Below are 12,673 nucleotides of genomic sequence, written 5' to 3' on the forward strand. Positions count from 1 at the left end.
TATTGCATCCTGTGCTGACCTCTTCATACAGGAATAGTCCGCACGTCTGGGAACCAGCCCGCTGGGGCTTTCTTTGGTTCGAGGTGTTCGGGGTCTCGGTGTTTTTGCATGTCGCATTTGTAGAACGGTCCGCGTGGGTCGAGGAGCACGCTCATGTGGTGGTCTGCGTGGTCTTTGAACCAGACGCTGATGCCGGTTGCTCCGTCGAGTCGTAGGTGTTCCCAGGCTCGCCACAGGGCTTCTATTCGGGAGACTGCTTCGGGGTGGAAGTACCATTCGAGGCACCATTTTGCGGCGCGGCCGTCGACGTCGCGGACGTAGGTGGGCAGCAGCTGTTCGTGCAGGAATGCTTCGGTTGAGCCGTAGACGAGTTCCGGCGGCTTTTGCTCCTCCCCTGCCGGGCTGGCAGGCTCGTCCGCACTGGTGCTGGGGGCTTCGCTGAATCTGCCGATGTCGATGGTCATTTCAACTCCTCCTACCCGGTTACCCAGGGATTAGCGGTCGGCGCGGCCGAGACCGGAACTGGCTCAACTTCGGGCTGCGGGCTGTACTTTTTGATCGATGCCTCTACGGCTTCTTTGTGGGGTCCGGTGTACCAGGGCATGGTGCGGACCAACGTGGCCGGCGCACCGGAGGCGAGGACGACCGCGCGGCCGCGGTCCAACTCAGCGAGGTTGGAGACATCGAAGATGCGTTCCTTGCCCTCTTGGCGTGAGCGGCTGGAGCCGGTTTTGCCGGAGGAGATGGAGACGTTGGTGTAGCTGTAATCCCCGATGAGGTCCGAGAGCGCGCGGAGGAATCCTTCTTCGGCGACGCCGCCGCCGTAGACCTTGACGTTGGCGGCGGACCAGATTTTCCGCATGTTCGCCTCGCCCCAGAGTTCGACGCCTTGGGACCATGACTGCAGGATGCCCATGACGATCAGGCCCTTGGAGCCGTAGTGGCTGAACTGGTCCGGGAGGGCGGCCCAGCGGACCACGTTTGCCAGCTCATCGAGGGCGAACAGTGCAGGTTTGGTCAGGCGGCCGCCGCTGCGCTCGGCGCGTTCTTCCATGGCCTCGGCGATGGCCACGGTCAGCGCCGTGGTGAGCGGGGCGGCGGAGCCGGCGCCTTCCTTGGAGAGGATGTAGATCGTCTCCTGTGAAGCGGCGAAGGCGTGCGGGTTGAACTGCCGGCGGGCATCCGTGGCTACCGTTGCGCCGCCTGTCGGGGCGACCCAGCGCAGCGTGTTCCTGGACTTGAGGCACTGAATCATCTTCTCGGCCGTGCCGAAAATACCGTCGCGCTGCTTGTCGGCCAGCTTCAACGTGGACTCCAGGCCCTTGTACTGCAGCTCGTAGTCATGCTCTTTGAGGATTTCAATGGGTTCCTGGCTGACCTGCTCTGTCACCCATACGTAGACCTGCGTGATGGGCAGCCCGCCGAGTGCGGCCGCGAGGAAGTACGAGGAGAGAATATCCTCGGCCTTCGGATCGAAGTAGGCATCGGGCTTTGACCCTGGCACCCGTGAACCGACCGAGAAGTGCTGGGTGAGTTTGTACGCCTTTTCTTCGTCGGTGACGTAGGAGAGCGGGTTCCACCACCAGTGCGGTTCCTCCTGGGCGATCTTTTGCGGATCGAAGACCCATACTGGGGCCGTGTTCTCGCGGACGCCGCGGGTGCCGTCCACGACGTCGCGCTTGTTCGAGGTGGAGACAACGGCACCGGGTGCGTCGAGGATCGCGGGAATGACACGGGAGGTGGATTTACCGGTGCGTGGTCCCCAGATGTCGAGGCTGAGGTCTTCCCAGGGCTGAATGAACTTCTGGCCGGTGGAGACGACCTTGCCCACGATGATTCCGGGGGTGTCCGTCACACCGAGACGTTCGGCCGTGGCTTTGGCGCCCTTCTCGGAGAACGCGGCCAGCGACTTCCCACGCCCCAGGTAGCGGGCGGCCTTGTCCACGCGGGCACGTTTGGACGCGCCTTGTTTCCAGGCCACCAACACGACGATGGCAAGCGCCAGGATCAGGCCCGCCATGAGGCCTGCGGCGACAGTGGCCTGGGTGGGCCAGGGCACCCGGCCCTTAACGAGCCCGGCAACCAGATCGATGGGATGGGCAGGTGGTGCGTCGATGCCGGCCATCCAGGAGCCGAGGTGGGCGGCCGCGTAGGTCCCGCCGCCGAAAACGATGATGAAGCCGATGGCCAGCCAGACCAGCAGGGCGTCCTCGAGGCCCATTCCTTTGCGGTTTGGTGCACTCACAGTGTTCCTCCTTCGGTGGGCAGCGCAGGGGCTGCCGGGTCCATGAGTGTTACGGCGGGTTCGTGCCAGCGGGTGTCGGTGTCGTTCAGGCCGTCGGTCTTCTCGATGGAGGTCAGCCCGATCTGGACGGGGATGCCGGGGCGGCCGCCGACCTTGATGAGGAACTTCCCCCGTCCGGGGGGTTCTACGTCGAGCCCGCGTGAGTCCCAGGCGGGTGGGTCCTGCCAGGAGATGAGTTTCTGCTGTTCCTGCCGGGAGAGGGGTATGGCTGCGGTCAGGAGGGGCATTTCCGAGGCGGGCAATCCGCCGCAGATGACCATGCCGGAGCGTTCGACGAAGCCGCGGGCCTTCATCCGGTCCTCTTCGGCTGGGAGGGCGAGCAGGTCGGACATGGTGTGGGAGATCATGATCTGCCCGACGCCTACGGAGCGGTTGAGCCGGGTGAGGGCGTCCACCCGGTCGACCATTCCTTTGCCGGAGCGCAGCGCCCGCCACAGTTCGTCCAGGACGACGAAGTAGTTCCTGCGCGGTTCCAGGCCCGCGTCGGCCAGGGCGTTGGCGACGTTGACGGTGCCGAATCCGTAGGACCAGCACGCGAGCAGCACGGCGGCCTGCAGGTCGGTTTCGGTCTCGTCGATGCTGGAGACATCGAAGACCACGGCGCGGTCCCGTTTCATGGGGTTGGTGGTCTGTTGGGAGAAGATTTCTCCCAGTTTCCCTCCCCCGGTCAGGCCCAGCAGGGTTGCTTCCAGCGCGCGTGTCTCCTGCAGGTAAACGTTCATGTCGCCGCGGTCCAGTGCGACCTGCCGCAGTTCGTCCGGTGCGGAGACAATGACGTCCAGGAGGTCTTTCAGGACCGGGATGCCCTCGTACCGGTCATCGAGGACCCGCAGCGCCCGGTCCAGGATCGTCTGTTCCTGGTCGGTGGGCGGGTTGTTCCGGCTGATCGTGATGAGGGAGACGACCATGTTCAGGCGGCGGCCGTGCGCGTCAGCCCGGACCCGGGTGGCGGCCTCACGGTGGCCGTTCGCCTCGAGGAGCTGGGCGACCTCGACAGCCTGGCCGGGATCAAGAATGTTCAGGTAGCCCACGCCGCGGCCGAGGGAAATGACCTGCCCGCCGAGGGCCTTGACCGCCTTGATGTGCTCGCCCTTGAGGTCGCCCAGAATGAGTGGGTGAACGCCTTGGGCGGACAGGCCCAGGAACATGCGCCGCACCAGTGTGGACTTGCCCAGCCCGGGCTTGCCCAGGATGAAGGCTGAGGGGTTGGAAATGAGCCGTGCCCGTTGGAACCAGCTGATCGGGTCACAGCAGACCGTGGCCTGGGTTTCCTCGTGGCGTCCCAGCGGAACCCCGATCATGGGCGAGGACGCCCCGGAGGAAAACGGCCACAGCCCGCAGACCTGGACCGTCGTTCCTCGGTACTCCGTAACGGACGGAACGAGCGCGGCCGTTCCCCCGCCACGCCCGGCCCACCCACGGGCACCCGGGCCGGCCTCCCGGGGCTGCTTCCCACCCTTGCCCGTGGGCGCACTCCTTGCTGGCTTTACTGTCTTTGCGGTCATTGACGTCAAAAACTCTTTAATGGCCATTTACAGCGCGTCCTTGATCTCGGAGGGCACCATGCTGTGTTTGGGCAGAACCAGTCCCAGCGGCAGGGACGCCGCGAACGCGGTGTCCTGCGCGCCGTAGGCCCGGCGCAACAGCACCCGGGCAGTACCGGAGGTCTGTTCAATGGCCGCGACCGCATCAGGGAGCCGTTCCTTATCGGTGACGGTGGCGGTGACGACCATGCCGAAGTTCACCAGCCCGGCGCCTTGGGCTTCTTCCTGCGCGGTCTGCACGGCGGAGCGGGCATCGACCAGGGCTCGGGCGGACGGCCGGTTGCCGGAGGTGATGCGGACGTTGGCGTTGTTTTGGTCCCGCTCGACCACGGCGGCGGCGCGGGCGGAGTCCATCGGCCGGTACAGCAGCGAGATCCGCTTCCGGTCAACGTCCCCGTGCGGGGCCAGCAACCGGGACAGGACCGAGGAGTTCACAGACCCACGCGGGGCACCGGTCATCGTCCACGAAGCGGAGAAGGCGCTGTCGTGCCGGTAATCGTCCCAGCTTGCCTGCGTCGCGGTGGGACCGACCTCACCCCAGGTCAGGGACACCGGAGAACCGGCGGCGTGCGCTTCATCAATGATCAAAGCAGCGGGCGGGTCGTAGGCGACCCGGACGACTTCGCAGAGTTCCTGCGCCGACATCGGCCGGGCAATACCGGCGCCCGTGGACTGCAACCGGGCCGACAGACCCGGGATCCGTGAAGCGAGGTCGCGGGCAACATCTTCGGGTGTGCGCTTCTTCGACCCGACCCGCAGGGAGGCGTTGAATGTCAGGGACACCCAGGCGCGGACCGTGGCCGATCCTTCCGGGTAGGTGTCCACGACCTCGCGCAGAATGGCCTGGGCGAATGCCGGGGCGTTGGGGTCGATGTTCATTTCCACTTCATTCCGCAGCCGGTAGCCGGAATCGGGGGCGGTCTCGACCGTCACGGCTGCGGCGTCGAGGCCAGCTTCATCGGCGAGGCCGGCGAGCCAGCCGCCCCAGTTCGCCACCCACGCGTCGACCTGTTCAGGGTCAACCAGGGAGGCTCCGTCAGGTTCGGTGGAGAAGATCACGGTGAAGTGGCTGGTGGTTGGGAAATGCAGGAGGGCGAACGGGCGCTTGTAGGAGTCGGTGAACTCGTACAGGGTCGACTTCGCCGCCAGCCCGGGTAGCTGGTACATGCCCCACTCCGTCACACCCAGGGGCCCGGAACGGTAGAGGTTCGTTCCGGAGGACGTGGCGAGCCGAAAGCTCATCCGGGTTCCGAAGCGGTCCACGACGGACTGGCCGTGCTTGTCCTTGACCGTCAGCAACAAGGCACAGGCCCCGGCAATGGCCAGCACACCAAGACCAACAAAGAGGCCCCAGATGGCGAAGCTGATGATGCCCAGCAACAGCCCGGCCATGACAATCCCGGTGCCGATAGCACCAAGGTTGCCCAGACCGGCTGAGCGCGGTACGCGCCAGTTGCCGTAGGACGGTTCCTTGTATTCGGTATTAATTGCTGCCACTGGGGCCCTCCCCGGTTGAATCCTGCGCGGTCTTTGCGATTGCCTGCGACGTCCCGGAGGCCACCTGTGCCCCGGCAGCTACGACCATCCCGGCCGGCCAAGCTGCTGCTGCCCCAGTCGCCGCTCCTGCAGTGCCGGCGGTTGCCCCGGCCCCTGCCATGCCCGCTTTGCCTGCTGCCGCAGCGCCAGCGGCTCCACCCGGACCGGTAGCGCCCGGTGTAGGCTGACCTCCCCCGACTCGGGGACCCGACGTTCCGGCGCTGCCCTTCGGGGACGCGCCTGGCTGGTTGCTCTGCGTCGTAGCCGGCGTCGGTGAGGCGTTGCCCCTCCCGCTGCCACTGCGGCCCATGGACACAGCACCGGTGGCCATGGCCCCAACGGCTGCCCCGGCCCCTGCTCCCCCGCCGGAGGCAACAGCCCCCACCATCGGCGTGACGAACCGCATCAACGCCGGGAGTGCGAACAAGGCAACGACCATCAGTGTGAAACCCGTGATGGAACCGATCAGGGGGACCTGACTTTTGTTGCTCATGAGCAGGAATGCGACCGAGTACACGATCGCGGCCGCTGGCTTATAGAGAATGAAGGCGATGGTCCAACCAACTGCCTTCTGAAACCACTGCCTTCCCATCTCCGTGTTCGTGAAAGCGGCCGTGGTGGGCAGGATGCCGGCCAGGATCACCAGCATGCCGCTGCGGACCACCATCAGCACGATCTGGACGAGGGAAGCAATCAGGCCAATCAAGCCCAGGACAATGAGAATAAATACTCCGACACCGGTCTGGTTGGTCATAACGAGGATGCTCATCGCCTCAGCGAAACCCTTACCGTCCGTCGAACGCTCGACGATGGCGGCAGAGAAAGCATCAGCCGCGATTACCAGAATTGAGATGACGCCCAGGCCAAGGCCGGACACCAGGGTGAGCGTGAGCAATGAACGGAGCAGGTCTTTCAGCGGTGCCCCGCGCTGTTCCCAGATCATCCGCATGCCGCCGAGAATGACGGCGAAGACCGCCAGAGCCAGCGTCCAGGGCATCAATTCGCTGTTCACAATTGCGACGACAGGGCTCGGTTCCGTTCCGTCGCCGCTGGCAAGGTTCACCGTGGGCATGGAAACCCAGAACGTAGACAGTGCCGTCACCATCTGGCTCATGCCATCCAAGATGGCGTTGGCCATGTTGCCCATAGCGTCGTCGGCTAGGTCGGATACGACGTTGCCGGCGACGCACGTCATGTCCCCCAAACTGCACTCAGCCATGTCAGACGCCTGACCAGAGAATGAATCCGCTCAGATCACTGAGTTGGGCGACACCATTGAATATTTGGCCGTCATCGGAAGCCTTCACCTTCCAGTCTCCGGCTACCCATCGAAGCGAAAGAACTGAATGTGCCAGCGCACCGTTCGGGAGTTTGATAGCCAGATCGACGTCTGCCTCACTCGGGCTGTAAGACTTGATTAGGAAGCCGCTGACCTGAGCGGTCTCACCGCTTCCCGCAGTTGAAGTCCGCGTCTTGGCCGCCTTAATAGCCGCATCACGTCCGGGGCCCGGCACCAGAAAATTCTCGGCGAGCTTGAGCTCATCCTGTGTTCCGGATGAGCCAAGGGCGATCATGTTGGCGGCGGCGTAGAGTGCGCCCGTGGGTGAGTTAGCGAAGCAAGACCGGAACCCGTCCTCGCCCGTCACGCCGGGCCGAAAGTCTTGGGATCGGTAGGTGCCGCCATCTTCCCGACGAGTTCCCACTTGGTCTTCGGTGCTGTTCCCAGGGCTGTCTCCGACGAGGCGGGCAGTCCGCAGACACTCGCGCCAGCTGCAGCCGAAGCACTGGGACTGGCTGACGAGGTGCTGCTGGGCTCCGCCGGGGCGGGAGCCGGCTGTGCGTTGTCCTGTCCCTTAGGAAGCAGGAAGATGACGAGGGCTGCTGCGATCAGCGCTACCACCAGCGCGGCAGCAATGATGAATCCGGGTTTGGTGAACGGATTGCTTTCGGTGGTGCTCTCTGTTGACTGGCTCATGGTGAACCTCCCGTTGTTGGTGTTGGTTTAGACGAAGGCGCGGACGATGCCGGAAGCGCCGGTGATGATGATGCAGCCCATCAGGACCCAGCCGAGTTTGCCGATGGCTTGGGCGCCCTCGCCGCGCTGGAGCTGGATCACCATGCCAATGCCGACGATGATGACACCGAGCACGCCGAGGACCAGGCCGATGCCGGAGGCCCAGTTCAGGACCAGGAGCAGCCCGTCGGCTTCGGGAGGAAGGGTGGGGGTGGGGTTGGGGATGACGCTGGCTGCAAGTACGAGGGGGTTCATGGTGAGACCTTTCAGTGGGTGGTGCGTGGTGTGGTGTCGTTGGCCAGAGCGGCTATGTCAGTGATGAAGCGTTGGTACTCGCGGGCCGGTGGTCGGGCTGTGGAGTCACCGTGGCGCCAGGCCTCTACCCAGGGCAGGGTCCAGAGCCGGGGCGCTCCCCCGCCGACGATGGTGGCGAAGTCCCGCAGCGCTTTGGGCGTCTTCCCGGGCGCGTCCGCGAGGATGGCGAGGCCGAGCAGATCAACTTCCGGTGAGGCGCCGGAGGCCCATTGGGTCAGTGCACTCCTGGCGGTTGTCACGCCGCGGATATCTGCCCGGCAAACCAGAAGCACTCTCGGCTCACTGCAGTCCTGCAGGACTGGCCAGCAGTGATCGGTGACGCGTGCCCCGTGAAGGAGGTCAGCGATTCGGCTTTCGCCGGATCCCCCGTGGGTGCCGGTGATCCACAACGCGGCAGAACCGGTCATGGTGCGGCGTGCCAGGCGGTCTGCAGCGTCGGGTTCAACCATGCCCCTTAGCGGTGAACTAATGACGGCCGCCGGCGGCCTGTGCGCATCCGGGGCTTCCTGTGCCGCGCTGTCGGCGGCTGGCTTGGTGATCCAAGGGTTCAGAGACTGTTGCATGGTTCCTCCTTCCAGAGTCCGTTGGTGAGTGTCTTAGAAGCCGTCGGCGACGGCGGCCGCCGCAGCCAGCCACGCCCGCTGCGTGGCGGGCTGGAGGGCTTCATAGCGGATGGGGCCGTTGACCAGGGCCGGATCGTAGGGAATCCGGACGACTGCCCGGACGAACGGCTCGAAGCCGTCCGCGATCCGCTGCGCCTCATCTTTGGCCCGCTTCAAGGCATCCCCGGTCATGCTGCGCTTGGCGTCCGTGGATTCGGAGACGATCACGACGGCATTGCGGGCGAGCTCGGCGTCGTGTCCATCACGGGATTCCAAGGTCTGCAGCGTCAGCCGGGCGGCTTCGGCGCGGTCCTCGATGGCTGTCACAGGCACGACGAGCTGGTTGGTGTGGTCGATCATCCGCCGCCAGTTCGCTGCCCGTGCGGTGTTGCCCGAGTCCATGACCACCAGCCGGTAATAACGGGTGAGGACCTGGTGGGCGATGTCGACTTCCTCAGCGGTGACTTCGTGGTCGCCTTCCTCGTTCTCATCCGAGCGCAGGACATCGAACTTGTCGGCGGTCTGGTGGTGAACGAACTTGGCAATTTCTGCCGCGTTCGTTGCCGGGGAGAGCAGTTCGGCCGAGGAATCGATCAGGTCCAGGACGCTCCGGTCATGGGACCCCTTTTCCGTCCGCCACCCCAGGGTGCCCTGGGACTCGTTGTTGTCCCACGCGACGGTTGCGGCCCCGCTGTAACGGGCAAGGATGGCCGAGAGCATGACCACCGTGGGCGTCTTGTTCGCCCCGCCCTTGCGGTTGACCACGGCAATGGTCCGGGGACCGGGCCAGTGCTGGCTCACGGTGCGAATGTCCTCCCGCTCGGAGAGCTCTTCGGTGGAGGGGTCCATCCGGAACCCCAGGCGCGTCAGCGCCCCCCGCCAACCCTGTGTGGCCGGTTCCAGCACCGGGGCGCTGACCAGGAACGAGGTGTCCTTCAAACTCCGCCGGGTCGGCGGTGTCTCCTCAGCGACAACGGCGGTGTGCGGTTTTGCTGTGGCGGCAGCCGTCTGCGGATCCGGCTTGGCCGGCACGGGGGTGATGTCGGACGCGACCCGGGTGGGCGGCCACGGCTGCAGGTCCGCGGTCGCGGCAGGGGCCGGGACCGCAGTGGGTTCTGCGGGGGCGGCTGGCTCGGGTGCAGGAACCGGGACGGTATCAATCATGGTCGGAGCGACGGTCTCGGGCGTGGTTTCCGGAGCTTCTACCCGGCGGCGGGCGGGGCGGGCCTCATAGGAGACAGATTCAATCTTGTTGTCCGGGTGCACAATCAGTTCACCGTGCCCTTCGGGATCCTCGATCTGGACCCTGACGGGGCGCTGCAGCGTCTGCGCCTCGCCCACCACGAGGGCCAGGGCATTGTTGCGAAGATCCTGCAGGGACTCCCCGTCAGGAACGCTGCGGGAATTCCCGGCGACGACGACCTCAGCGGTCCCGTTGTCGCGGACGATGGCCCTGATCTTCGGAAAGGCCATGACCTCGGTTGATGTCGTAGTACTCATGAACTTCTTCCTTACGTGTGTGAGATGGAGAGGTGCGGCGCTTAGGACAAGGGTGGGGTGAGGCGGTTGACCTTCCATGCGGCTTCCTTGCCCGTGCGGAGCAGCTGCACGGTGTAGGTCCCGGCGTCGGTGGGGACCTCTGCCATGACTCCGTAGCCGTTGGCTTCATCGACTGCCAGTGCTGCCGGGCCGGTGACGCGGCTGGCCGGGATGTTGGCCGGGTCCACGACGGCCGAGTAGTCGGCGGTGGCCTGGGGCGTCAGCCAGCGGGCAAGATCGTTGGCCCACTGCCTTTCCTCCACGGCCGGGCGGGCGAAGTCAGCCATGGCCTTCTCGGCGACGTCCACCGCCTGATCCTCGCTGGCCTGATCCCAGGAGATGCCGATAGTGGCGGGGACGGTGCCACCGGGTGCCTGGGGGCCGCTGTTGGCGCTCAGGGACACGGGGGCCGACGGCGTAGTGGTGGTTGATTCTGCCGGTGCCGGCGTGGTGTTCGCTGCCGGGGCGCACGCCGCGCAGAGCAGGACCGCGGCGAGCAGGGCCAGGGGCTTTTTCACTTCTTCTCCTCTTGGGTGGGCAGGTACAGGAAGGCTGACGGGACGTTGTTGCTGACGGTCCGGGTGTAGTAGGTGTGGTCATCCGGGGGCGGGTTGCCGTTGTAGCCCTCCTCGACGAAGGTCCCGTCATCCCTGACTTCTTTGACCACGGCAACGTGGCCGAACTTCGGGTCCGCTCCCCCGGCACCGGGCGCGTACCAGACGACCGCACCGACGCGGGGGGTCCCGCCGGTGGGCCAGCCCTTGGCGTCCCAGCCGCTCTTCCAGGTCAGGGCCGAACCGAGGCCCTGCCCGTCCGGGCGGAAGGTGCCGTTGAGGACCTTGAACGGGGCGCTGGTGGAACCCATCTGCTGGTTCACCCGCCACAGCGCGAAATCCACACACTCGCGGTAGAACATTCCCAGCGGTGACGCGGCTGCTGAGCCTGCGCCGACCTGCAACCAGGTAGGAGAGTCTTTCCACGGGTAGTCATCCCCGGCACCTGACTGGCCAGGAACGGCACAATCGCCGCCTTCAAGGGCGGACTTGCCGTTCGAGAGTGCCTGGACGATTTTGACGGCCTCGGGCCAGTACTTCTGGTAGTGGTAAGGGTCGGCATTGCGCTGGACCTTGTTACCGGCGATGGTCGGCTCCAACAGCTCCCAACCTTCAACAGCCTGCAGGGCCTTAATGAAATTCGTGGCGCTGATGGCCGGGTCCATGCGGTCCTGGTAGGCACCCCATGCGCCGTTGTCGCGCTGCTGGAACAATCCACGGGAGTCCGGGCCCGGTCCGTCGCCGTAGTCGAGGACACGCAGCCCTGACTCCCCCAGGGAGACCATGATGCTGATCATCTGACCCTTGCCGGACAACTCCAGTGCCTTACCGGCGCCCATGATCGCCGCGGCGTTTTTCAGCTGTTCCTCGGTGTAGCCCTCGACCTTGGTGTTGCCGTCCATGACGACGGAAACGGCCGGGCCACAGCCGGCCGCAGCAGGCGTCGGCCCGAAGAGCAGAAGGATCGACAGGATCAGGCCCAGGAAGAGCGTTGGCACAATAACCGCAGTGCCGATCAAAAGTCCTTTTTGCTTCACGGCCGCTTCCCCTCTCGGCTGTCCTGGCGGACACCTGCCATCACAAGCATCATCTTTAACGTGATGCTAGCATCACCAAAAATATGTTGGTGCTTCATGAGGGTGTGGCGGTGGGTAAGAATTGACGAATGCCCCGCACCTACAAGCCACTCCCCGGGCAGCCGCAAGAGGCTGCACGGGCTTTGAATGTGTTCAACGCCAACGCCCTGCGTGCGGCTGTTATCAGGGATCTGGCCCAGCATCTTGACGGCGATACGACGGGAAGTATCGCTAAGCGCATCGGCGTGGACTACCGGCAGGTCTACGCGCATATCAAGATACTTGAAGCCGAAGGGCTGGTCTCCGCTGCCGGCGACGTCGGTGTCCGCAACGGGCAGCGCGTTCACTACTCGATAGACCTGGGCAGGCTGCGGGAGCGCGGCCTCGTCTACATGAGATATCTGTCGGGAGAATAGGCGAGTGCCGCAGCACGCGACGATGAAGCGCACGCCGAGATTTTTCGCACAGGCGGGAGTATCGAGAGTTGAGCATTCGGGGGCGGCGGCGTGAGCGCACATCTGAGGTGCGGACTCTGCGCGTGCGTAGCCCCTACTACCCCCCAAGCCTGTCGTAGGGCCTACACCTGAGATGCCACTCAATGTGCATGGTCAGGCCGTGGTGGGCGCTTGGAGCATGTCATGCTCCAAGTCTACTGAAAAAAATTCAGTAGTGAAAATTTTTCAGTTAGGAGGACTTTTTTTCTCGGGTCTGGGTGGAAGGTTTCGGAGAGCTTCAGTCACGGCACGAAGAGCATCCACGTTCACTTCGCCCAGAACCCGCGCCGCGAAGTGCTCTACCTCGGCAATGCGGTAAGCCTCTATCAGTCGGAGTTCGGCCTCCACCCGCTCCGGGATGGGACCGCTGCGTTGAAGCAGGTAGTTCTCGTCAACGTCAAAGAAGTACGCCAGTGCCTTCAGTAGCGCCGGATCCCAGCGGTTATCAGGAGAGCCGGCCAGCAGCCGATGCCAGCGCGTTCTTGTGAGCGTGAGCCCCTGCTCCGCCAGGCCCTGTCGAACATCTTCGTAGGTGAAGCTGTCGGCGTCCTTGGCATGAACGATGTCCAGAAGAAGCTGGATTTTCGATGCGAGAACCTCTTTATCGCTGCGAGGATCTATAGGTTTGTCATTCGAATTCACGCGTGATCCTGCTCCCGGCCAGCGAGGGCGGCCACACCCCGAGGGCAGCGGC

12 protein-coding genes and 1 pseudogene are annotated in these 12,673 nt (G+C 64.7%); 1 reads left to right on the forward strand and 12 read right to left on the reverse strand.

Annotation, left to right across the window (positions count from 1 at the left end; genetic code table 11):
* Positions 1-23: 23 nt before the first annotated feature.
* The 11 genes and pseudogenes from GUV69_RS22590 to GUV69_RS22640 form a co-directional block, all read right to left on the reverse strand.
* A complete protein-coding gene (locus GUV69_RS22590) occupies positions 24-464 on the reverse strand; it encodes a DUF4913 domain-containing protein (RefSeq protein WP_164206889.1) in 441 nt (146 codons plus the stop codon).
* Positions 465-475: 11 nt separating this feature from the next.
* Positions 476-2,245: a type IV secretory system conjugative DNA transfer family protein gene (locus GUV69_RS22595; RefSeq protein WP_164206891.1), complete on the reverse strand. Its 1,770-nt coding sequence runs from the start codon at positions 2,243-2,245 to the stop codon at positions 476-478.
* On the reverse strand, positions 2,242-3,810 hold the full coding sequence (locus GUV69_RS22600) for a helicase HerA domain-containing protein (RefSeq protein WP_431197136.1): 1,569 nt from the start codon (positions 3,808-3,810) through the stop codon (positions 2,242-2,244). The genes GUV69_RS22595 and GUV69_RS22600 overlap by 4 nt, the downstream gene beginning before the upstream one ends.
* Positions 3,811-3,837: 27 nt before the next feature.
* Positions 3,838-5,346: an SCO6880 family protein gene (locus GUV69_RS22605; protein WP_164206895.1), complete on the reverse strand. Its 1,509-nt coding sequence runs from the start codon at positions 5,344-5,346 to the stop codon at positions 3,838-3,840.
* Complete coding sequence (locus GUV69_RS22610) at positions 5,333-6,604, reverse strand: TrbL/VirB6 family protein (protein ID WP_164206897.1); 1,272 nt, start codon at positions 6,602-6,604, stop codon at positions 5,333-5,335. Before GUV69_RS22610 ends, GUV69_RS22605 begins: the two co-directional genes overlap by 14 nt.
* Before the next feature lies 1 nt (position 6,605).
* Positions 6,606-7,360 (reverse strand): annotated as a pseudogene (locus GUV69_RS23730) (DUF8175 domain-containg protein).
* 27 nt (positions 7,361-7,387) lie between these two features.
* Positions 7,388-7,654 carry a hypothetical protein gene (locus tag GUV69_RS22620; RefSeq protein WP_164206899.1) on the reverse strand — a complete coding sequence of 89 codons (267 nt, stop codon included), beginning with the start codon at positions 7,652-7,654 and terminating at the stop codon, positions 7,388-7,390.
* Between the two features lie 11 nt (positions 7,655-7,665).
* The gene (locus tag GUV69_RS22625; protein WP_164206902.1) at positions 7,666-8,277 is read right to left on the reverse strand and encodes a DUF6668 family protein; all 612 of its coding nucleotides are present in this window, start codon (positions 8,275-8,277) and stop codon (positions 7,666-7,668) included.
* A gap of 33 nt (positions 8,278-8,310) precedes the next feature.
* Positions 8,311-9,816 (reverse strand): ParA family protein, encoded by a 1,506-nt coding sequence (locus GUV69_RS22630; RefSeq protein WP_164206904.1) that lies wholly within the window; start codon positions 9,814-9,816, stop codon positions 8,311-8,313.
* A gap of 41 nt (positions 9,817-9,857) precedes the next feature.
* A complete protein-coding gene (locus tag GUV69_RS22635) occupies positions 9,858-10,373 on the reverse strand; it encodes a hypothetical protein (RefSeq protein ID WP_164206906.1) in 516 nt (171 codons plus the stop codon).
* Entirely contained in the window at positions 10,370-11,446 is a 1,077-nt protein-coding gene (locus GUV69_RS22640) for a CHAP domain-containing protein (RefSeq protein WP_164206908.1), read from the reverse strand. Before GUV69_RS22640 ends, GUV69_RS22635 begins: the two co-directional genes overlap by 4 nt.
* Before the next feature lie 128 nt (positions 11,447-11,574).
* Between GUV69_RS22640 and GUV69_RS22645 the strand changes: the two genes are divergently transcribed.
* Complete coding sequence (locus GUV69_RS22645; RefSeq protein WP_164206910.1) at positions 11,575-11,901, forward strand: ArsR family transcriptional regulator; 327 nt, start codon at positions 11,575-11,577, stop codon at positions 11,899-11,901.
* A gap of 264 nt (positions 11,902-12,165) precedes the next feature.
* Here the strand turns inward: GUV69_RS22645 and GUV69_RS22650 are convergent, their stop codons facing one another.
* Positions 12,166-12,621, reverse strand: a complete 456-nt coding sequence (locus GUV69_RS22650) for a hypothetical protein (protein ID WP_164206913.1) — start codon at positions 12,619-12,621, stop codon at positions 12,166-12,168.
* Positions 12,622-12,673 lie beyond the last annotated feature (52 nt).

This window comes from [Micrococcus luteus] ATCC 49442 (assembly GCF_010367585.1).
In the GTDB taxonomy this organism is placed as follows: domain Bacteria; phylum Actinomycetota; class Actinomycetes; order Actinomycetales; family Micrococcaceae; genus Arthrobacter; species Arthrobacter luteus_A.

What these genes read in the sequence shown, in the direction of transcription:
- GUV69_RS22590 (WP_164206889.1), bottom strand. Translation starts at nt 464, where the DNA reads ATGACCATCGACATCGGCAGATTCAGCGAAGCCCCCAGCACCAGTGCG.
- GUV69_RS22600 (WP_431197136.1), bottom strand. Translation starts at nt 3,810, where the DNA reads ATGACCGCAAAGACAGTAAAGCCAGCAAGGAGTGCGCCCACGGGCAAG.
- GUV69_RS22610 (WP_164206897.1), bottom strand. Translation starts at nt 6,604, where the DNA reads ATGGCTGAGTGCAGTTTGGGGGACATGACGTGCGTCGCCGGCAACGTC.
- GUV69_RS22620 (WP_164206899.1), bottom strand. Translation starts at nt 7,654, where the DNA reads ATGAACCCCCTCGTACTTGCAGCCAGCGTCATCCCCAACCCCACCCCC.
- GUV69_RS22625 (WP_164206902.1), bottom strand. Translation starts at nt 8,277, where the DNA reads ATGCAACAGTCTCTGAACCCTTGGATCACCAAGCCAGCCGCCGACAGC.
- GUV69_RS22630 (WP_164206904.1), bottom strand. Translation starts at nt 9,816, where the DNA reads ATGAGTACTACGACATCAACCGAGGTCATGGCCTTTCCGAAGATCAGG.
- GUV69_RS22645 (WP_164206910.1), top strand. Translation starts at nt 11,575, where the DNA reads ATGCCCCGCACCTACAAGCCACTCCCCGGGCAGCCGCAAGAGGCTGCA.